Raw genomic sequence first — 20833 nt, 5'->3', positions numbered from 1 at the left:
GGGCCGGAGTCGGCGCGGCGCCGTGGAGACGCCGTGCCCTGGTTCCGACCCCGGGGTGGGAGACGTATGGCACAGGCCGCCGACGCAGCGCGGACCGTCATCCTGACCGTGGACGACGACCCGGGCGTGTCCCGGGCGGTCGCCCGCGATCTGCGGCGGCGCTACGGCGCGTCGTACCGGATCGTGCGGGCGGAGTCCGGCGAGTCCGCGCTGGAGGCGCTGCGCGAGCTGAAGCTGCGCGGCGATCTCGTGGCGGTGATCCTGGCCGACTACCGCATGCCGCAGATGAACGGCATCGAGTTCCTGGAACAGGCCCTGGACGTCTACCCGGGCGCGCGGCGGGTGCTGCTGACCGCGTACACGGACACGAGCGCGGCGATCGACGCGATCAACGTCGTCGACCTCGATCATTACCTGCTCAAGCCGTGGGATCCGCCGGAGGAGAAGCTGTATCCGGTCCTGGACGATCTCCTGGAGGCGTGGCGGCGCAGCGACTACCGGCCGGTGCCCAGCACCAAGGTGGTCGGGCACCGGTGGTCGGCGCGGTCGTCGGAGGTGCGGGAGTTCCTGGCCCGCAACCAGGTCCCGTACCGCTGGTACTCGGCCGACGAACCCGAGGGGCGGCGGCTGCTGGCCGCCGCCGAGCAGGACGGAGAGCGGCTGCCGCTGGTGATCACGCCGGACGGCACGCCCCTGGTGGCGCCCGAGGCACCCGAGCTGGCCGCGCAGGTCGGGCTGGCCACGACGCCGACGGCGGAGTTCTACGACCTCGTCGTCATCGGCGGTGGCCCCGCGGGGCTCGGCGCGGCGGTGTACGGGGCGTCGGAGGGGTTGCGGACCGTGCTGGTGGAGCGGTCGGCGACGGGCGGGCAGGCCGGGCAGAGCTCCCGGATCGAGAACTACCTCGGCTTCCCGGACGGCGTTTCGGGCGCCCAGCTCACCGACCGGGCCCGGCGGCAGGCGGCGAAGTTCGGCGCCGAGATCCTCACCGCGCGGGAGGTGACGGCGCTGGAGGTCAGCGGCGCCGCCCGGATCGTACGGTTCTCGGACGGCTCGGCGGTCGCCGCGCACAGCGTGATCCTGGCGACCGGCGTGTCCTACCGGCAGCTGGCCGCGCCCGGCTGCGACGACCTGACCGGCTGCGGGGTGTACTACGGGTCGGCGCTGACGGAGGCGCCCGCCTGCCAGGGGCAGGACGTGTACATCGTCGGCGGTGCCAACTCGGCGGGGCAGGCGGCGATGTACCTGTCGCGGGGCGCGAAGTCGGTGACGCTGCTGGTGCGCGGCGAGTCGCTGGCGGCGTCCATGTCGCACTATCTGATCCAGCAGATCGAGGAGGCGCCGAACATCTCGGTGCGCACCCGCACGGTCGTGGAGTCCGCGCACGGCTCCGGCCATCTGGAGCGGCTGACGCTGCGCGACGTGGACAGCGGGCGGACCGAACTGGTCGACGCCCAGTGGATGTTCGTGTTCATCGGCGCGGCCCCGCTGACCGACTGGCTGGACGCGACGGTGCTGCGGGACGAGCGCGGGTTCATCCTGGCCGGGCCCGACCTGACCGCCGACGGGCGGCCGCCGGCCGGCTGGGAGCTGGACCGGCCGCCGTACCACCTGGAGACCAATGTGCCCGGGGTGTTCGTGGCGGGTGACGCGCGCGCGGAGTCCGCGAAGCGCGTCGCGTCCGCCGTCGGAGAGGGAGCCATGGCCGTGATGCTCGTACACCGGTATCTGGAGCAGTCATGAGCGGGCAGTTGATGCCGTGCAACCCGCAGGAGATCGGGGCGCTGTTCCTGTTCGAGAAGCTCACGCCGGAGCAGCTCGGCAGGCTGTGCAGCGCGGGGCGGGTGGAGCGGTTCGAGCCCGGTCCGGTGTACACCGAGGGTGATCCCGCGACCTGCTTCTATGTGATGGTCGAGGGCACCGTCGTGCTGTCCCGGCGGGTCGGCGGCGACGACGTGGAGGTCAACCGGACCTCCCAGCGCGGGGTGTACTCCGGGGCGTGGCAGGCCTATCTCGGGGACCGGGTGCCACAGGTCTACAACAGCTCGATGCGGGTCACGGAGCCGACGCGGTTCTTCGTGCTGCCCGCCGAGACGTTCGCGGAGGTGATCCGCGAGTGGTTCCCGATGGCCCTGCATCTGCTGGAAGGTCTCTTCTTCGGCCAGAAGAGCACCGAGTTGGCCGTCAACCAGCGCGAACGGCTGCTCGCGCTCGGCTCATTGTCCGCGGGGCTGACGCACGAGCTCAACAACCCCGCGGCGGCGGCCGTCCGGGCCACCGCGACGCTGCGGGAACGCGTCGGCAAGATGCGGCACAAGCTGGCGATCATCGCGCAGGGTTCGTACTCCCCGGAGGTCATGGCCAACCTGATAGAGATCCAGGAGCGCACGGCCGAACGGGTCGCGAAGGCGCCGACGTTGAGCCCGCTGGAGGCCTCGGACCGGGAGGACGCCGTCACGGACTGGCTGGACGACCACGACATCCAGGAAGGCTGGCGAATCGCGCCCACCTTCGTGCAGGCGGGTCTCGACGAGGACTGGCTGGACCAGGTCGCGGCGGCGGTGGACGAGGAGATCCTGCCGAGTGCGATCGGCTGGCTCAACTACACCGTGGAGACCGAGCTGTTGATGGACGAGATCAACGACTCGACGACCCGCATCTCCCATCTGGTGGACGCCGCCAAGCAGTACTCCCAGCTGGACCGCGCACCCTTCCGCAACGCCGACGTGCACGAACTCCTCGACAGCACCCTGATGATGCTGTCGGCGAAGATCGGCCCGCAGATCAAGGTCGTCAAGGAGTACGACCGTACGCTGCCGAAGATCCCGGCCTACCCGGCGGAGCTCAACCAGGTGTGGACGAACCTCATCGACAACGCGGTCTCAGCCATCGGCAGCGCGGGCGGCGAAGGGACGTTGACCGTGCGGACGGCCCTCGACCACGACCGGCTGCTGGTGGAGTTCCGGGACACGGGTGTGGGGATTCCGGCGGAGCACCGGGGGCGGATCTTCGATCCGTTCTTCACGACGAAGCCGGTGGGCGAGGGGACCGGGCTCGGTCTCGACATCTCGTGGCGGATCGTCGTCAACAAGCACCACGGGACCATTCAGGTGGAGTCGGAGCCGGGCGACACGCGTTTCCAGGTGCTGCTTCCGCTCACGTCGGCCGAGGAGGAGTCCGCATGACCAGCGACCAGGGCGGCAAGGGCATCGACCCGAGCGTGCCGCCGAGCGGCAGCGGGTGCGTGGAGTGCGACGAGGTCGGCGGATGGTGGTTCCATCTGCGGCGGTGTGCGCAGTGCGGGCACGTGGGGTGTTGTGACAGTTCGCCCGCGAAGCACGCGACGGCGCATTTCCGGGAGACCGGGCATCCGTTCGTGCAGAGCTTCGAGCCGGGTGAGAGCTGGTACTGGGACTACGCGTCGAACGAGTTGTACGAGTCGGGGCCGGAGCTGGCCGCGCCGGTGAGCCATCCGGCCGAGCAGCCGGCACCGGGGCCCGCGGGGCGGGTGCCGGCGGACTGGGCGAAGACGTTGCGCGGCTGAGGTTCCGGCCGCGCGGCTTCAGCGGTCGCTGTCGCAGTCGAGGGCGGTCAGGTCGACGGCGTCGGCCATCGCCTGCATTCCCTTGTCGTTGGGGTGGATGTGGTCGCCGCCGTCGAGGGCGGGGAGCATGCGTGCGGGGTCGTAGGGGCTGCGCAGGACGCGGTCGAAGTCGGTGACGGCGTCGAACAGGCCGCCGGTGCGGATGAACGTGTTGACGTTCTGGCGTACGGCTTCGGCGGCCGGGTCCCATTCGTGCCAGCCCTTGAAGGGGCCGATGGTCGCACCGACTACGCACTTGCCGGCCGCGTGCGCCCGTTCGACGATCTCGCGGTAGCCGTCGATCAGCTCGTCGGCCGTGACGCCCGTGTGGGCCTTGATGTCGTTGACGCCCTGGAAGAGGAACACGGTCCGTACGCCGGGCTGGGTCAGGACGTCGCGCTCCAGCCGGTTCAGGGCGCTCTGGCCGGGGCCGTCGGCGAGGACCTTGTTGCCGGAGATCCCTTCGTTGGCGACACCTTTCACGGCCGTGTCCGTGCGCTGCAGGCGGCGGGCGAGGTAGTCGGGCCAGCGGCGGTTCAGGTCGGCGGTGGACTGCCAGCCGTCGGTGATGGAGTCGCCGAGGGCGGCCACCGCTCCGGTGCCCTCGGGGGCGCGTACGGAGACGGCGTCGAGGTAGAACCAGGAGCCGGTCGGGATGGTCCAGGCGGCGCCGCTCTCCTCGGCGGTGTGGTCGCCCTGGGTCGCGTAGGACGACTGCAGTGCCATCCAGTGGCCGCTGGACGGGCCGCTCGCGTCGGGGCTGTGCAGGCTGACGACGAGGTCGGTGGCGGCGGGCAGCCTGCCGGGCAGCGGGTCGCTCCACACGGTGCGGCCCGCCGGCACGGTGACCGTGCGCGCGCCGCCGAAGGTCAGGCGCCGGTTGCTGCCGGGCCGCAGTTCGGCGCCCTGCTTCTGGATGCCGGCGTAGACGCTGTCGAGGGTGAGCGGCCGGTCCCCGAAGGCGTTGGAGAGCCGGACCCGGACGCCGGTGCCGCCGACGCTGGTGTGCACGACGAGCCGGTAGCTGCGGCCGGCGACGCCGTCGGCCATCCGGTCGGCGCTCGCGGCCCAGGTGACGACACCGCTCGGCGCGGCGGTGGCCTCGGCCGGCGCCTCGGCGGCCTGGGGCTGGCAGGCGACGACGGCCGGCAGGACGAGCGCCAGCGGAAGCACCGGCGCAAGCGCGGCCCTCACCGGGCGAGGTCCCACAGCGTGACGGAGGCGCCGGGCCGCAGGGTGACCGTGCGGGACACCTCGCCGTAGGCCACCGTCGTGGTGCGGCCGCCGACGCTGCGGATCCGGGCCTCGGTCGGTTTCCCGTCGCGCCAGCGCAGGTCGACCTCGAAGCCGCCGCGCGCGGCGGCCCCCTCGACGAAGCCCGAGCCGGCCCAGGCGTCGGGGAGCGCCGGGAGGAGTTCGATGTGTCCTGGCCGGGAGTACAGGAGCATCTCCATCATCGCGGCCGGGGTACCGAAGTTGGCGTCGATCTGGAAGATGCCCCGGCCGCGTTCGGCCTCGTAGATGTCGAAGAGGTTGGGTGCCGTCCCGTTGCTGCCACCGGTCGAGGGGCGGAGGTTGTCGACGACCAGCCGGTAGGCGTTCTCCGCGTTCTTCAGACGGGCCCAGCACAGGCCGCGCCAGGCGTTGGCCCAGCCGAAGCTCTCCATGCCGCGGGCGGTGAGCAGGGCGGTGGCGCCGGCGACGATGTCGGCGGGGGTCGAGCCGTCGGGGCGGATGCGGTCGCCGGGGAACAGGCCGACGAGCGGGGACAGGTGCCGGTGCGTGGTCTCGCCCAGGTTGTCGGGGGACATCCACTCCTCCAGCCAGCCGGTGGTCTCGCTGACCTTGGGCAGGTACAGCTTTCCGCGCAGTGCGGCGATCGTGGCCGCGTGGCCCGGGTCGGTCCGCAGCTCGGCCGCCGCGGTGCTGTAGCTGCCGAAGAGCGCCCACACCAGTTCCTGAGCGTAGGTGATGCCCTTGGCGTCGAGCGGGCCGTGCTCCGGGGACCAGTCGCTGTCGGCGATGAGCACCTCCTTCGAGGTGCCGGGGAGGGTGGTGGTGAGCAGCCGGGCCTCCCAGAACTCGCAGGCGCCCTTCAGGAGCGGATAGATCTTCTCCAGGTGCTCGCGCGAGCCGGTGTACTCGTAGTGCTCCCACAGGGTGGCGCACAGCCAGGCGTTGCCCGCCGGATGCCACCACCAGCCGCCTCCGCCATGGGGGTTGGTGGAGATGGCGACGGTCCAGCCGGCGTTGCGGCCGGTGGAGTTGCGGTAGCGGTTGCGCGGGTCGTTGAACAGGCGGCGGGTGGTGTCGGTCCAGGACGGCAGCTGGGCGAGGCAGTAGTCGGTGAGGGCGTCGAAGCACGGGGACAGACCGGTCCGGTCGGCCATCCAGTAGTTCATCTGGAGGTTGATGTCGGTGTGGTAGTCGCCCATCCAGTCGGGATCGTTGCCGTCGAGCCACAGCCCTTGCAGGGCGAGGGGCAGGCTGCCGCGCGACCCGGAGATCATCAGATAGCGGCCGAAGTGCACATAGGCCGCCTCGAGTTCGGGGTCGGGTACGCCGTCCCGGGCGCGTGCCCGGAGCCGTTCCCAGGTGTCCAGGGAGCGCTGTTCGGCGGACGAGGTGCCGAGCGCGAGGTCCATGCGCCCGAACAGGGCCTGGTGGTCGGCGACATGGGTGCGCAGAAGGGTGCCGGCCGAGTGGGTGGCGGCGTCTCGGACCTTGGTGCGGGCGAGGCGGTGCGGGTCGAGGGACGGATCTCGGTAGTCCCTCGCCGCGACCGGCGCGTAGTTCGTGCCGCCGCTCACCACCACGGTGAGCTCCCGGCACCCGGCGAAGTCGATCCGCGAGCCGCTGACGGTGACCCGGCCGCCGGAGCCGTACGCGGTGACGGCCGCCCCGTAGCGCAGCCCGTTCGGCAGGGCCGCGCCGAACGACACCGCGGCACCCTCCCCGTGCGTGCCCTCCAGCACGACGGTGCCGGTGTGGCGGCCGCCGCCGCTCTGCGTGAAGCGCAGGACGATCACGTCGTCGGGCCGGCTGGCGAAGATCTCCCTCCGGTACCTCACGCCGGAGCGCGTGTACGACGTGGTCAGCAGTCCCTGTGCCAGGTCGAGGGTGCGGCGGTAGCCGTGGACGGCGGACAGGTCGTGGTCGGGGAGGTCGACGGTGAGGCGGGCGAGCAGTGTGAAGGAGCCGAAGTCGTCGCGGCCGTAGGGGAACTGGCCGTCGGCGTCGAGCGTGTCGTTGAGGCCGCCGGTCCACATCGTGGCGTCGGTGATCAGCAGGAGTTCGCGGCCGGGGTCGCCCGCGACCAGGGCCCCGAGACGGCCGTTGCCGACGGGCAGGCCCTGCTCGATCATGGAGTGCTCGTCGGCGGGGGCCGACCACCACAGCAGGTGGCGTGAACTCCCTTCACTGGCGGGCGTGTTCGCGGGACGCATCGGTGCGGCCGAGGCTGTGAAGGCGGGCAGGCCGGTGAGGGCTCCGCTCGCGGCGGCGAGGGCGAGCAGGCCGCGTCTGGGCAGGCGGGGGGTGGGGGTGGTGTCCATGGCGGGCTCCTGGCGGTCGTGGGCGGGCGCCGTGGGTGCGTTCAGGACGACTTCGGTACGTCGATCCGGTCGATGTCGGGCGCGTAGCCGCTGCCGCTGTCGAAGGTGATCGTGTTGGCCCCGGCCTTCAGCCTGACCGGCACGTGGACGCTGTTCACCGTGGCCCAGTCGCCCGTGGACGCGAACTTGTGCGAGGTGGCGCCGCCTCCGTTGGCGGACACCAGGATCGACCGGGAGTCTCCGCTGACGTAGGCGACCTTGATCTGGTAGGTGCCTGCCCTGGGCACCACGACGTCGTGGATGGTGACCTTGCCGCCGGTGTAGAGGTTGCCGACCTTGCGGTCGTCGGAGCAGGCGGAGCAGTCGGCGACGGAGGCGTTGCCGCTCAGGGTGCCCGCCTCGGCCTCGTGGGCGGTCCAGGCGAGGGCCGTGCCGCGCGGGGTGACGGTGAACAGGCGGGAGCCGTGGGCGGGGAGCGCCTCGGTGATCCTGTCGGCGCGGCTGCCGAGGTTCTCCTTGTTCCACACGTCGCGCACCGTGGCCCTGCCCTGGAAGCCTAGGGTGGACCAGTGCGCGGTCACGGCGGCCGGCGTGTCGGAGAGGTTGAACAGGGCGACGGTGTAGGTGCCGTTCGGGTTCTTCGCGGCCCACACCTGCTGCGGGTCGGAGGGGGTGACGGGTTCGGCGGGCGGGGCGCTGCTCTGGTTGATCGCGATGACCTCGCGGTCGGTGAGCAGCTTCAGGCCGTAGGAGTCGAGCCTGGTGAGGTCGTCGCCGGTGAACAGCGGGGACTTGGCTATCGCCCAGAGGGTGGCGTAGCTCTGCCGTTCGGCCTTGGTGAGTCCGTCCATCTCGCCGTTGCCGACGTTGAGGGAGTCGAGGTCGTTCCAGCCGCCGGGGCCGGCGTGGTCGGTCCAGGCGGGGGCGTCGTCCCAGCGGTCGTCGACCGAGTTCTCCCAGCTGACCAGGGTGTTGCAGTAGCACTCGACATCGGTGTCGATGCGCCAGCCGTTGGAGTACTTCTTCCAGTCCTCGACGTGCCCGTACTCCAGCGACCAGGACAGTTCCAGGTGGATCGGGCGGCCGGCGGTCCTGATGGCCTGCTGCCAGGCGGCGACGTCGGGGACGTTGTCGTAGTTGTCGCCGCTCTTGGACGAGCCGGGGCCGACGCCGTCGAGCTTGAGGAAGTCGTAGCCCCAGTCGGCGAACATCCGCGCCTGGGAGTCGATGTACTTCTGGGCGCAGGGGTCGGAGAAGTCGATCTTGTAGGCGCTGTCCCAGCCGTTGGTGGTGCGCAGGTCGTCATGGACGATGTCGCCGGTGGTGCAGCCCTCGGCGTTCCAGATCGGGTTCTTGCCGTCGTTGTACGCCCCCTTCTCCAGGCCGACCGGGAGGTAGATTCCGGCCTTGAGGCCCTTGGCGTGGATGCGGTCGGCGACTGCCTTCATGCCGCTGGGGAAGCGCTCGGGGTCGGCCTGCTGCCGGCCGTACCGGTCGAACCGCGGCTTCCAGGACCAGTCCATCCACCAGCCGGCGTCGATGTTGACGTACTCGTAGCCGAACTTCTTCAGCTTGGCGGCCATCGCGTCGGTCTGCTTGAGGACGTTCGCCTCGGACAGGTAGCTGTAGTCGCCTCTCGGGTTGAGGCCCGGGTACTTCGACGACTGCATGGTCCAACTCGTCCACCCCATGTAGGGCTTGGCGGCCACCGAGGTGGCGGCCGGGGGCGCGGTGGTCTCGGCGCGGGCGGTGGGGACGGCGGCGGTGACACCGGCGGCGAGGGCCAGGACCACCACGGCTCTCAGGGTGCGTGCGGGCAGGGCGGAGTACGAGGATGACCGCATGGGCCGTGCCTCCAGGGTGTGGTGCAGCGGCTCTACCGCTGCTGGTCGGCTCTGATGAAGGACTGGATCGCGGTGGCCGCGGCCCCGCGCGCCCACTCCTCGAAGGGCAGCGGGCGGGTCCGCAGGTCGCACTGGGCGGCGGAGCCGAACGCGGCCGCGGTGAACGCGTCGCGGATCTGTTCGGCGAACAGGTCGTAGGCGGCGAGGCCCTCGCCGGAGATGATCACCCGCTCGGGGCCGAGCAGGTTGGCCACGGTGGCGATGCCGCGGCCGATCGCCTCGCCCGCGCGCGCGTAGGCCTCGCGGGCAGCGGTGTCACCCTGGTGGGCCAGCTCCACGGCGGCGGCGGTGTCGGCGACGTCCACGCCCGTGGCCTCGCGGATCCGGCGCAGGATCGCCGCGTCCCCCGCGATGGCCTCCACGCAGCCCCGGTTGCCGCAGTGACAGGGCGGGCCGGCCGGGTCGACGGTCACATGGCCGATCTCCCCGGCCACGCCCTGCGCGCCGGCGACCACCCGGCCGTGCACCACCAGCCCGCAGCCGATGCCGGCGCCGACCGTCACCACGGCGAAGTCGGACAGTCCCACGCCGGCGCCGAACCACTGCTCGGCGACGGTGAGGGCCCGTACGTCGTTGTCGACGGTGACCGGCAACCCGGTGGTCGCGGCCGCGAGTTCGGCGAGGGGCACGTCCCGCCACTCCAGGAAGGGTGAGTAGCGCACGACGCCGGCGCCGCGGTCCACGTCACCGGAGACGGCGATGCCGAGGCCGAGGACCGGTACGCCCGAGTCGGCCGCCTCGGCGAGCAGTTCGCCGGTCAGCTCGGCGACCGAGCCCAGGACCTGCTTCGGCTCGCGGTCCGGGAGCGGGGCGTGCCGGGCGAGGCGGATGCGGCAGCACAGGTCGGTGAGCACGCCGATGATCTCGTCGCCGGTCACCTTGACGCCGATGAACAGTGCCCGTGCCCCGTCGACCCGTACCGGGTTGGCGGGGCGGCCGAGGGCCGGGCGGGCCGGTTCGTCCGCGTCCTCCACCAGATAGCCGGCCTCGATCAGCGGCCGTACCGCCTTGGTGACGGCGGCCGGGGACAGTCCGGCCCGCCGGGCCACCTCGAGTCGGGTCAGCGGCCCGTGGGACAGGACCGTGGTGAAGATCTGCGAGGCGGCCGGCGTGTTCGCCGGGAACGTCTCGGCGCGTCGGGTCGAGGACATGCCCGGAACCTAGGGCTCTTATTTTCCGCCGTCAATAAAAGAAGCAGGATTCGTTCACAGGGGTTCCGATCGGCGGTCCAGGACTCCTACCCGGTGATCCGTGCCCGTCCAACTGTGCGTCGTCTGTGGCGATGTGACGGGATGCGAGAAGGTTGCCCCGCACGAAGGTGATCGTTCTCGTATGGGCGACACCTCGACAGGAACCGGAGGAAGCCGGATGGTCTCAGCAACGGTGGTCAGGGGTACGGCGATGGCGACGGCCCTGGTGTCGCTCCTGGCGGTGCCCGCACACGCCGTGTCCGGGGCCGGGAAGCCCGGCGCCGCCGCGATCGACGCCAGGGGAGCCGCCAAGGCCGCCGCCGAGGCGGGTGCCCTGCCCGCCCCGGACGTCACCGGGGTCTGGAACGTCCTGCGCACGGCGCAGCGGCAGGGCGCGCCCGGCGCCATCGCCCGCCTGGACGACCGCGGCTCGGTCCACTGGGCCGCCGTCGGTGTCGCCGATCGCAGGGCGCGGCGCGCCATCAGCAACGCCGACCGGTTCCGCATCGGCAGTGTCACCAAGGTCTTCTCGGCCGTCGTCCTGCTGCAACTCGCCGACGAGAAGAAGCTGAGGCTCGACGCCCCGGTCAACCGCTATCTGCCGGGGCTGCTGCCCGACGACCGCATCACGGTGCGGCATGTCCTCAGCCACCGCAGCGGCCTGTACGACTACACCAACGACATGTTCGCGCGGACGGTTCCCGGCTTCGAGGCGGTCCGCGGCAAGGTCTTCACCTACCGGCAGCTGGTGAACCGTTCCCTGAGCAAGCCCCGGACCACGGGGCCCGGCGGCGCGTACTCCTACTCCAACACCAATTTCGTGGTCGCCGGGATGCTCATCGAGAAGCTGACCGGGCACTCGGTGCGGACCGAGTACCAGAACCGGATCATCAAGCCGCTGAAGCTGGCGGACACGTTCTATGTGCACCCCGGCAAGAAGATCCCCGGCCGGCACACCCGTGGCTATCTCACTCCGGACGCGGCGGGCGCGGCGCTCGTCGACGCCACCGAGCAGACGGTGTCCTGGGCGCAGAGCGCGGGTGCCGTCATCTCCAGCACGCGGGACCTCAACACGTTCCTGTCGGCGCTGCTCGGCGGCCGGCTGACCTCCAAGGCACAGCTGGCCCAGATGCAGCGGTGGGTGCCGGCGGGCGGCACGCAGGCGTACGGGCTCGGGCTGCGGCGCCGGGACCTGTCGTGCGGGGTCTCCGTGTACGGCCACACGGGCGCCGTGCAGGGGTACTACACGTACGCGTTCGCGTCGAAGGACGGCAAGCGCGCTCTGTCCGCGCTCGCCAACGCCTCCAACAACGGCGCGCTGCACAACACGATGCTGACCACGCTGGAGTCGGCGTTCTGCGGCAAGCAGGCGAAGAAGTCGGGGCGGACCGCCACGCCCGTCGAGTCGGCGCGAGGACATCGCTCCGGGAAACCCGCTGGACGCTGACGAGGACTCCCTGGACCCTGACGAGGACTGAGGGAGCGGGTCGGCCGGGAACCCTCGAGATCCGGTGTGCGTTGTGCGGACATCCCCACCGGATCTCGAACCACCCAGCAGGACGGCCCGATGAGCGAGTTGGTTCCCGGGGGCAATCTGCCCCTCCCGGGCGGCAGCGTGACCGTCCGGGTGCCCGGCCCCTTCGACGTGTCGGCGCTCGTCACCGACGACAGCGGCAAGGTCCTCGGCGACGCCGACTTCGTGTTCTACAACCAGCCGTCCGCGCCGGGCGCCCGGTTGCACGGCGACACGTTGACCGTCGACCCGCCCCGCCTGCGCCCGGGAGCGACGCGGGTCACGGTGGTCGTCAGTCCCGCCGACCCCGGCACTCCCCTGGGCCGGCTGCCCGTCCCCGCGCTCCAGGTCACCGACTCCGGGGGCCGCCCTGTCGCCCGGTTCGCCCCGCCGCGCCCACGGCAGGAGACGGTGCTGCTGCTCGCGGAGTTCTACCGGCGTGGCGGCGGCTGGAAGCTGCGGGCCCTCGGGCAGGGGTACGCGGACGGGCTGGCGGGGCTCGCGCGCGACTTCGGGGTGGACGTCGTCGAGGACGCGACGCCGTCCCCGGCCCGGCGGACACCCGCCCCTCCCCCACCCACCGGTTCCTCCGCACCCACTGCCGCCCGCCCGCCCGGCGCCCCGCCGATGCCCACCGCGCGGCCCTCGGTGCAGACCCTGTCCGCCGTCACCGCCCCGCACGCGCCGCACCCCCCGCTCCCCGACCGCGACGGCTTCCTCGGCCTGGCCAACTCCGCCCGTGCCGCCGCTGGTTCACCGCCCGTCACGCTCGACGCCCGCCTCGCCTCCGCCGCTCAGGCCCACGTCGCCGCCATGGCCGCGGCAGGCCGGCTCGGTGTCGAGGGCCGTGACGGTGTCTCCGTGTACCAGCGCGTCACCGGCGCCGGGTACGCGTATCTCACCGTCGGCGAACACCTGGTCTCCGGACCCCGCACTCCCGCCGAGTTCATCGCCTACTGCCTGCGCAGCGACCAGCCCAGCCGCACCCTGCACGACCCGGCCTTCATCCACGCCGCCGTGGCGTACGTCAGCGGCGGCCGCTCGGGCGACACGTACTGGACGGCGCTGTGGGCCAGACCGCTCGGGCCGGGCGACCTGCCGCGCACCGCGGCCGAGGTGGTCGACCTCACCAACCGGGAGCGGGCCCGGGCCGGGCTGCGTCCCCTGTCGGTCGACCACACGCTGACCACCGCCGCTCAGGCCTACAGCGCCGACATGGCGGCCCGCGCCTTCTACTCCCACACCTCGCCCGAGGGCACCCAGCCCTGGGACCGGGCCGCCGCCGCGGGCTCCCGGATGCGCGCGATCGGCGAGAACATCGCGTGCGGCCAACGCTCCCCCGGCGAGGTCGTGGAGGGCTGGATGAACAGCCCGGGCCATCGCGCCAACATCCTCAAGCGCGACTTCACCCACATAGGGATCGGCTTCGCGGGCGGCGGGCCGGCCGGCACCTACTGGACCCAACTCTTCGGCGGCTGACCGCCGGTGGACCGCGGCACGCCGCGTTCTAGGCGGAAGGGAACGGTCCGGGACAGGATGCCTGCATGAAGGGTGACCTCTTTTCCAGCGAGCACATGGTCCAGCCCGCCACGGCGCCGGGCATGACGATCGAGAACGCCAAGTGCATCAAGTACGCAGTGAACGGCGAGATGCACGCCCGTCAGGGCGCGATGGTCGCCTACCGCGGCAACCTCCAGTTCGAGCGCAAGGGCCAGGGCGTGGGCGGCATGCTCAAGCGGGCCGTGACCGGTGAGGGACTGCCGCTGATGGCGGTGCGCGGACAGGGTGAGGCCTGGTTCGCGCACGAGGCGCAGAACTGTTTCGTCGTCGACGTCGACCCCGGCGACGAGTTCACGGTCAACGGCCGCAACGTCCTGTGTTTCGACGCCTCGCTGTCGTACCGGATAGCGACGGTGAAGGGTGCGGGCATCACCGGCGGCGGCCTGTTCAACAGCGTCTTCTCGGGCCACGGCAAGCTCGGGCTGGTGTGTGAGGGCAACCCCCTCGTCATCCCGGTCTCGCCGCAGTACCCGGTGTACGTCGACACGGACGCGGTGGTCGGCTGGACCGCCGGTCTGCACACCTCGCTGCACCGTTCGCAGTCCCTCGGCTCGATGCTGCGCGGCGGTTCCGGGGAGGCCGTGCAGCTGAAGCTGGAGGGCCAGGGCCATGTCGTCGTACGGCCGAGCGAGGCGACGCCACAGAAGGCCCAGCAGCACTGATGCCGCCCCGTGAGGTGATCTGCGCCTCACGAGCAACCCTGTCCACCCTGCCGACGTCTTGATCGACAACAGGTGAAGCCCTGGCCGCCCTTTCCGGCCAGGGCTGGTTTCCCACGCTCTATACACGCCATGTATACCCGTGATGTATACGCACCATCTATACACACAGGGTAGATACGTCGTGTATATCGATCGAGAGGCATCGATGTACGGCAAGGCATTCGCCCCGGAGTACCAGGGCTCCCTGACCAAGCTGTCCGTGAACTCCTCGCTGACGGACGTTCTGGCCGCCGGGACCGAGCAGTTGAGAGCGGCCGAGCGGGCCGGGCAGCACGGCGAGGCCGCGCGTTCGGGGCTCGCGGTCGCCGAGGCGCACCGCCGCCTCGGACAGGTCGGGGACGCGGAGCGGGCGTGGAAGGCGAGCTACCGCGCCGCCCGGGAGGCCGGCGACACCGCGGCGATGGCCTGGGCCCTGTGGAGCGGCGGTACGCTGGCCCGACAGCGCGGCGCGTTCCCGCTGGCCAGGCGGCTGCTCCAGCTCGCGGCGGACCTCGGTGAGCGCGGCGGCGACGTCGTCGTACGCGGCTACTCGCTCGCCGGTCTCGCCGAGACCGGCCGCATCCAGGGCGACTACGAGGCCGTCCACCGGCTGCACGAGCAGCTGCTGGCCGAGGCCCGGCGGCGGGGCGAGGCGCGGCATACCGTGTGGGCGCTGGAGGGTATCGCCCAGATCCATCGCAACACCGGCTCGTACGACACGGCGTACGCCCTGTTCGAGGAGGCGGCCGAGATCGCCGCGCGCGCCGAGGACCGGCGTGGCCACGCCTGGGCGCTGCGCGGGCTCGCCGACATCGTGTCCGTACGCGACGGCGACACGGAGCGGGCGCTGGAGCTGCTGTCCGAGGCGGAGGCCGGCTGCCGTGCGATGAAGCTGTCCAGCGCGCTGGCCTACAACCACAAGATGCGCGGCAACGTCCTGTACCGGGCGGGGCGTTACGCCGAGGCCCGGGGTCTGTACGAGCAGGCGCTGGCGGAGTTCCGTGCCATGAGCGAGCCGCGCGGGGAGGCGCTGTCCCGGCTGGGGCTGGTCAAGTCACGGGCCCGGCTGGGCCGCGACCGTGCCGAGACCGCGGCTGAACTGGCCGAGTTGGCCGTGGTGTTGGAGCGGATCGGGCTTCGGCACGCGCGGGAGATGGTGGCGCGGGCGCAGGAGGAGTTCGGCGCCGTGGCGGGGGTCGCGGACGCTGCCGCGGAAGGCGCCGGCGAGCGAGCCGGCGCGGGTGCCGGGGCGGTGGTCGTACGGTGACGACGTTCCCCTCCGCGGTCCAGGCGCCGGCCGACGCCCGACACGTCCTCGACCGCTGCCGCGCCCTGGTGCGGCCGGCGCTGCGGGAGGCCGTGGGGCGGACGCATCCGTGGGTCGGTGAGATGGCCGCGTACTCCTTCGGCTGGTGCGAGGTGGGCGGCGCACCGGCCGTGGCCTCCGGCGGGAAGGGCATCCGGCAGGCCCTCGCCGTGCTCGGTGCCGAGGCGGCCGGTGCGCCCGGGCGGGTCGCGGTGCCCGGGGCGGTCGCGGTGGAGCTGGTGCACGTCTTCTCCCTACTGCACGACGACATCATGGACGGCGACACGTACCGGCGCGGCCGCCCCACCGTGTGGCAGGCGTACGGCACGGGGCCGGCCGTGCTCGCGGGTGACGCGCTGTTCGCGCTGGCCGTCGAGACGCTCGCGACGGCACCGGCGGGCGCGCGGGCGGTACGGCTGCTGTCCGTGGCCCTGCAGGACCTGGTGCGCGGGCAGGCCGACGACCTGCTGTTCGCCACCCGGCCCTGGACGGGCCCGGAGCGTGTGCGGCCGGACGAGTACCGGGCGACGGCCGAGCACAAGACGGGCGCCCTGCTGGGCTGCGCCGCCGCGCTGGGCGCCCTGCTCGGCGGAGCGCCGCCCGCGACCGTCACCGCCCTCGACCGCGCCGGACGGCATCTGGGCGTCGCCTTCCAGGTGGTGGACGATCTGCTGGGGATCTGGGGCGATCCCGACATCACCGGGAAACCGGTGTACGGCGATCTGCGCGAGCGCAAGAAGACGTTCCCCGTGCTGGCGGCGCTCGACTCGACCGCCGGGGGTCGCCTCTCCGGGTTGCTGGAGTCGGCTGCCGCGGATCCCGGCGAGGTGGCCGCGCTGGTCGAGGAGGCGGGCGGGCGCTCGGCGGCGCTCGCGGAGGCACGGCGCCAGGTGACCGCCGTGGAGGCGGCTCTGGCGCATGTGCCGTTGGAGGCGGGGCCAATCGAGGAGCTGCGGTCACTGCTCGACTTCCTGGTCCGGCGCGATCTGTGAAGTGATCTGTGAAAGCACAGTTCACAGGCCGGCGACGTGACCGTCGTGTCGTCCGGGCGCCCTCGGCGAAACCGAGTTGACCGCGGCGACCTCCCGAGTCAGGGTGCCAGACGGCGTGGACCCCGCCCCACGCCGGAAAGGTGACTGCCATGATCGGGATCTCGGACGTCGAGGCCGCGGCCGACCTCATCGCCGGCCACGTCGTACACACCCCGACCGTGCCCAGCCCCGGCCTGTCGGCACTGCTCGGTGCGCCGGTGACGGCGAAGCTCGAACTCCTCCAGCGCACCGGCTCGTTCAAGGCGCGCGGCGCGACGGCCACGCTGCTGTCGCTGAGCGACGCCCAGCGGGCGGCGGGGGTGGTCGCGGTCAGCGGGGGCAACCACGGGATCGCCCTCGCGATGACGGCCGCCACCCTCGATGTGAAGGCCACCGTGGTGATGCCGCGTTCGGCGCCGGCCCGTGCCGTCGAGATCGCCCGGGGCGCCGGGGCGTCGGTGCGGCTGACCGACGACATGGACGGGGCGTTCTCGCTCGTCACCCGGCTGCGGGACGAGGGCCTGACGCTCGTCCATCCCTTCGACGACCCCTTGGTGATCGCCGGGCAGGGCACCGTCGGGCTGGAGCTCGCCGACGACGCCGGTGAGCTCACGGACGTGATCGTCAGCGTCGGGGGCGGCGGGCTCGTCGCGGGCGTCGCGGTCGCCCTGCGGGCCCGCCGTCCGGACGTACGGATCTGGGGTGTGGAGACCGAGGGCGCGCAGGCCATGTCCGAGGCGCTGGCTGCGGGCGGGCCGGTGCCGGTGGCGCTGTCGTCGATCGTGTCCACGCTGAGCGCGCCGGCCGTGTCCCGGCTGACGTACGACCATGTGTCCGCCCTGGTCGACGAGGTGCTCGTGGTGCCGGACCGGGAGGCGGTGCAAGGCGTGCTCGATCTCGCCGAGCACGCCAAGGTATGGACCGAGCCGGCCGCCGGCTGTCTGCTGCCCGCGGCCCGGCAGGTCCTGGCGCGGGTCGGGGGCGGTGCCCGGCTCGGCCTTGTCGTGTGCGGGGGCAACGCGACGACCGGGGACGTGCTGCGCTGGGCGGCGGATTTCGGTCTCCGCTGAAGATCTCCGCTGAAGCGTTCTGGCGCAATTCCCTTAACTTTTCGTCAGCTTACTCGTGCGTCAGGAACAAATGAAAAGAAACGCCCTTTGGTTGGGGATTTCGTTGAACGCTTCCCGTCACGCCTCCCGTACTTCCTGTGAGAAATGAGAGCCAGGGGTTCAACGAGGGATGGCCATGGTCAAGGCGCGCGTCTCCACAGCCGAGTTGGTCGCCGGAAGGTATCGGCTCGTCGATGTCGTCCATCGCGAGACGAATCGCGTCAGCTACTACGGCGAGGACACGCAGACCGAGCGCCCGTGTCTCCTCACCCAGATCGGGCTCCCCGACGACCCGGGCGCCGACGACGGGCGCCGGGCCACCTCGCGCATCCTGCGCACGTCCGAGCGGATCGGGCTGCTGCGCCCGGGCTCGGTCGCCACGGTCGTGGACGCGGTCGAGGAGGCCGGGAGCCTGTGGACCGTCACCGAGTGGATCGACGGCGTCCCACTCGGCGAACTCCTCGCCCAGCAGGGCACGTTCAATTACGTGCGGGCGGCCCGCATCGGCCTCGAACTGCTCGACGTGCTGGAGGCCGCGCATGTCGCGGGCATCACCCACGGCGAGCTGAGTCCGGGCCAGGTGTTCGTGCGTGACGAGGGCTCGGTCGTGGTCACCGGCTTCGGGCTGGCCGGCGCGACCCTCGCCCCGAGGGTCGCCGCACCGTCGTACGCCTCGCCGGAACAGGCCCGTGACGAGCGCATCGGCCCCGCGTCCGACCTGTGGGCGCTCGGCGCGATCCTCTACACGATGGTCGAGGGGCGGCCGCCGTACCGTGAACGTGACCGGCCTGAGGCCACGTTGAAGGGCGTGGACCGGCTTCCACTGCGTGCCCCGGTGCGGTCCGGGCCGCTCACCCAGGCCGTGCAGGGGCTGCTGCGCAAGGACTCCCGGGAGCGGCTGAGCCGGCCCGTGGTCCGGGACGCGTTCGTCCGCGTCCTCAACGAGGACCCCGAGACCCCGCTCCACTCGGCGCCCCGGCTGCGGGGCCGGCGCGTCGTGGCGCCCGGCTGGAGCAGACGCGCCATGGTCCTCGGCACCGCCCTGGCCGTCGTCACGGTCGCCGCCGCGGTCCTCGTGGTGACCAGCGGACGGCCCGACGACTCGGGTTCCTCGGCGGCGGACACGGCGCCGGGCCCGTCCACCTCCGCGGGGTCGCCGACCGGGCCGTCCCCGACGCCCACGCCGAGCGCGTCCCCCACCCAGGAGGCGACGGAGCCGGGGACGCCCACCGCGTCGCCGTCGGGCACGGCCGCGTCGCCTTCGGGCGCGGCGGATCTGCCTCCGGGATACACGACGTACACCTCACCGGACGGTTTCTCCGTCGCCCTGCCCGAGGGCTGGACCCCGGTGCGCACCCAGCGGGCCGGGGACGTGGCGTACCGGGTGACTTTCAGCGCCGACGACGATCCGCGCCGACTGGCGGTCACCTACAGCGAGGCCCTCGGTCCGGACCCCGTCGCCGTCTGGCGCGACGACGTCCAGCCCGGTCTGGCGGAGCAGGCCGAGTTCGAGCGGATCGGTGACATCGAGGCGACCACGTACCAGGGGTACAAGGCCGCCGACATGCAGTGGCTCTCCGAGAGGGACGGCACCCGACTGCGTACCTTCGGACGCGGCTTCCTCATCGCGGACCACCGGGGCTACTCGCTGCGCTGGACGACCCCGGCGGATGACTGGGACGACGCCGACAACCGCGAGGCCCTCGACGTCGTCCTGCGGACCTTCAAGGTCTCCGAGGGCTGATCACACCGTCGCGCGCGGTGCGCACATCGCCCGCAGCGGCTGGCTGTGCAACGGGTCGGTGCGCCAACGCGCCGTGAACGTACGGTCCTTGAGCGAGCAGGTCACGTCCAGGTGGTGCGGGGTCTCCAGGAAGGCGACGTCCACGACGAGGGTGTCGGCGTCGGTCCAGCCGCCGCTCACCGCGGTGGGCACCGGGCCCTCGTCCACGGTCCAGCCGGTGCCTCCGAGCGGCAGCCGCAGCGGGTGCCCGTCCTCGGTGAGCGTCAGGGCCCAGCCGTTCTCGTCCCGCGCGAGGTCGATCGCGGTCAGCTTCGGGAGGTGCTCGCAGACGCCGCCGTCCGGGCTGAACGCGGCCGCGGACCAGGCGCCGGCGTCCTCGGGCGGTGCGGGCTCTCCGGTGGCGGGCGGCAGCGCGAGGCCCGTCAGCCGCTCCGCCAGGGCCGCGTCCGCCTCCTCGGCGCCGGTCAGGGCCGCGGGCCGGAACGCGGGCAGCAGATGCTCCCAGACCAGGTTCAGCAGGCCCTGCATGTTCCAGGTGTCCGCGGTCGTCGCGATCACGGCGTCCTGCTCGGGCAGCACCACACAGAACTGACCGAACGCGCCGTCACCGCGGTAGCCGTGCCGGGACATCCAGAACTTGAAGCCGTACCCGCGCTGCCAGTCCTCCCCGCCCATGATGCCAACGTTCGGGATCTGGGTGCGCGTGGCCTCGGCCACCCACCACTCGGGCAGCAGCCGCTCGCCCGCCCACACCCCGTCGCGCAGATACAGCAGGCCGAGCCGGGCGATCGCGTCGGTGGTGGCGTGCAGCCCGCTGAAGCCGAGCTCCCGGCCCCCGCGGTCGCTCAGCCACGCGATGTCGCCGATGCCGAGCGGGTCCAGCAGGCGCGGCCGCAGATAGTCGGTCAGCGACTGACCGCTCGCCCGCTGGACGATCGCCGACAGGGTGAACGTGGCGGACTGGTTGTAGGCGAAGACGGTCCCCGGATCGCGGGGCGGCGGTATCAGGAGGAAGCCGCGGACGAGGTCCTCGCGATCGCGGCCGTACGCCTCCATGAGGGTGTCGCTCTCGTGTCCGCTGGCCATGGACGCCACATGTCGTACGAGCATCGCGCGGCTGCGCGGATCGGTGATGTCGGCGTCGAGCTCCGGGAAGTACGAGATCACCGGGTCGTCGAGCCGTATCAGCCCCTCGCCGGCGGCGATCCCGGCGGCGGTCGCCGTGAAGCTCTTGCTGATCGAGTACAGCAGATGAGGGCGCTCGGGCGTGTACGGCGCCCACCAGCCGGACGCGACGACACGGTCGTGCCGCAGGATCATCAGGCTGTGCGGCTCGATGTCGGGTGCGGCGTCGAGGGCATCGAGGAAGGCGAGGACACCGGAGGCGTCGACGCCCTGGGCGGCGGGGTCGCTGGAGGGCAGCGGGCGGGCAGACATGCTGGCATCCTCTCCCGAGCCCCGGGTGCCGGCCGAGGGGTTTTCCGCGGCCTGCGGCTCGGGGCCGGAGCCGGGGGCCGGAGGCCGAGACCAGGGCCCCGGGCAGGGACCGACGGGGTTTCCGCGACTCGCACTTCGGGGCCGGGGACGATGCCGAGGCCGGAGCCGGAGGCCGAGGCCCGGGGAGGATGCCGAGACCGG

15 protein-coding genes are annotated in these 20833 nt (G+C 72.2%); 10 read left to right on the top strand and 5 right to left on the bottom strand.

Features of this window, described 5'->3' with window-relative positions; translation table 11 throughout:
• Positions 1-66: 66 nt before the first annotated feature.
• The 3 genes from ACFZBP_RS38635 to ACFZBP_RS38625 are packed head-to-tail and all read left to right on the top strand — an operon-like array spanning position 67 to position 3544.
• Entirely contained in the window at positions 67-1743 is a 1677-nt protein-coding gene (locus tag ACFZBP_RS38635; protein WP_391420596.1) for an FAD-dependent oxidoreductase, read from the top strand.
• On the top strand, positions 1740-3185 hold the full coding sequence (locus tag ACFZBP_RS38630) for an ATP-binding protein (protein ID WP_391420594.1): 1446 nt from the start codon (positions 1740-1742) through the stop codon (positions 3183-3185). The genes ACFZBP_RS38635 and ACFZBP_RS38630 overlap by 4 nt, the downstream gene beginning before the upstream one ends.
• Positions 3182-3544 (top strand): UBP-type zinc finger domain-containing protein, encoded by a 363-nt coding sequence (locus ACFZBP_RS38625; RefSeq protein ID WP_383452681.1) that lies wholly within the window; start codon positions 3182-3184, stop codon positions 3542-3544. Before ACFZBP_RS38630 ends, ACFZBP_RS38625 begins: the two co-directional genes overlap by 4 nt.
• A gap of 18 nt (positions 3545-3562) precedes the next feature.
• Here the strand turns inward: ACFZBP_RS38625 and ACFZBP_RS38620 are convergent, their stop codons facing one another.
• The 4 genes from ACFZBP_RS38620 to ACFZBP_RS38605 are packed head-to-tail and all read right to left on the bottom strand — an operon-like array spanning position 3563 to position 10192.
• A complete protein-coding gene (locus ACFZBP_RS38620; protein WP_391420591.1) occupies positions 3563-4777 on the bottom strand; it encodes a GDSL-type esterase/lipase family protein in 1215 nt (404 codons plus the stop codon).
• Positions 4774-7137, bottom strand: a complete 2364-nt coding sequence (locus ACFZBP_RS38615; protein ID WP_391420589.1) for a glycoside hydrolase N-terminal domain-containing protein — start codon at positions 7135-7137, stop codon at positions 4774-4776. Before ACFZBP_RS38615 ends, ACFZBP_RS38620 begins: the two co-directional genes overlap by 4 nt.
• Before the next feature lie 41 nt (positions 7138-7178).
• The gene (locus ACFZBP_RS38610) at positions 7179-8981 is read right to left on the bottom strand and encodes a CBM35 domain-containing protein (RefSeq protein ID WP_391420587.1); all 1803 of its coding nucleotides are present in this window, start codon (positions 8979-8981) and stop codon (positions 7179-7181) included.
• 32 nt (positions 8982-9013) lie between these two features.
• Entirely contained in the window at positions 9014-10192 is a 1179-nt protein-coding gene (locus ACFZBP_RS38605; RefSeq protein ID WP_391420585.1) for an ROK family protein, read from the bottom strand.
• 217 nt (positions 10193-10409) lie between these two features.
• Between ACFZBP_RS38605 and ACFZBP_RS38600 the strand changes: the two genes are divergently transcribed.
• The 7 genes from ACFZBP_RS38600 (at position 10410) to ACFZBP_RS38570 (ending at position 19195) form a co-directional block, all read left to right on the top strand.
• A complete protein-coding gene (locus ACFZBP_RS38600; RefSeq protein ID WP_391420583.1) occupies positions 10410-11678 on the top strand; it encodes a serine hydrolase in 1269 nt (422 codons plus the stop codon).
• Between the two features lie 120 nt (positions 11679-11798).
• Positions 11799-13223 (top strand): CAP domain-containing protein, encoded by a 1425-nt coding sequence (locus tag ACFZBP_RS38595; protein ID WP_391420580.1) that lies wholly within the window; start codon positions 11799-11801, stop codon positions 13221-13223.
• A gap of 65 nt (positions 13224-13288) precedes the next feature.
• Positions 13289-13966, top strand: a complete 678-nt coding sequence (locus ACFZBP_RS38590) for an AIM24 family protein (protein WP_383452670.1) — start codon at positions 13289-13291, stop codon at positions 13964-13966.
• 205 nt (positions 13967-14171) lie between these two features.
• Positions 14172-15272 carry a tetratricopeptide repeat protein gene (locus ACFZBP_RS38585; protein ID WP_391420652.1) on the top strand — a complete coding sequence of 367 codons (1101 nt, stop codon included), beginning with the start codon at positions 14172-14174 and terminating at the stop codon, positions 15270-15272.
• A complete protein-coding gene (locus tag ACFZBP_RS38580; protein ID WP_391420578.1) occupies positions 15269-16303 on the top strand; it encodes a polyprenyl synthetase family protein in 1035 nt (344 codons plus the stop codon). The genes ACFZBP_RS38585 and ACFZBP_RS38580 overlap by 4 nt, the downstream gene beginning before the upstream one ends.
• Positions 16304-16452: 149 nt before the next feature.
• The gene (locus tag ACFZBP_RS38575; protein WP_391420576.1) at positions 16453-17412 is read left to right on the top strand and encodes a pyridoxal-phosphate dependent enzyme; all 960 of its coding nucleotides are present in this window, start codon (positions 16453-16455) and stop codon (positions 17410-17412) included.
• 169 nt (positions 17413-17581) lie between these two features.
• Complete coding sequence (locus ACFZBP_RS38570) at positions 17582-19195, top strand: protein kinase (protein ID WP_391420575.1); 1614 nt, start codon at positions 17582-17584, stop codon at positions 19193-19195.
• On the opposite strand, the gene ACFZBP_RS38565 is transcribed toward ACFZBP_RS38570, so the two are convergent.
• Positions 19196-20632 (bottom strand): serine hydrolase, encoded by a 1437-nt coding sequence (locus tag ACFZBP_RS38565; protein WP_391420573.1) that lies wholly within the window; start codon positions 20630-20632, stop codon positions 19196-19198.
• Positions 20633-20833: the final 201 nt, after the last annotated feature.

The sequence above is a fragment of the Streptomyces sp. NPDC008086 genome (assembly GCF_042957325.1).
Classification (GTDB): domain Bacteria; phylum Actinomycetota; class Actinomycetes; order Streptomycetales; family Streptomycetaceae; genus Streptomyces.
The sequence above is the reverse complement of the archived record's forward strand: the minus strand, read 5'-3'. Positions and strand labels throughout refer to the sequence as shown.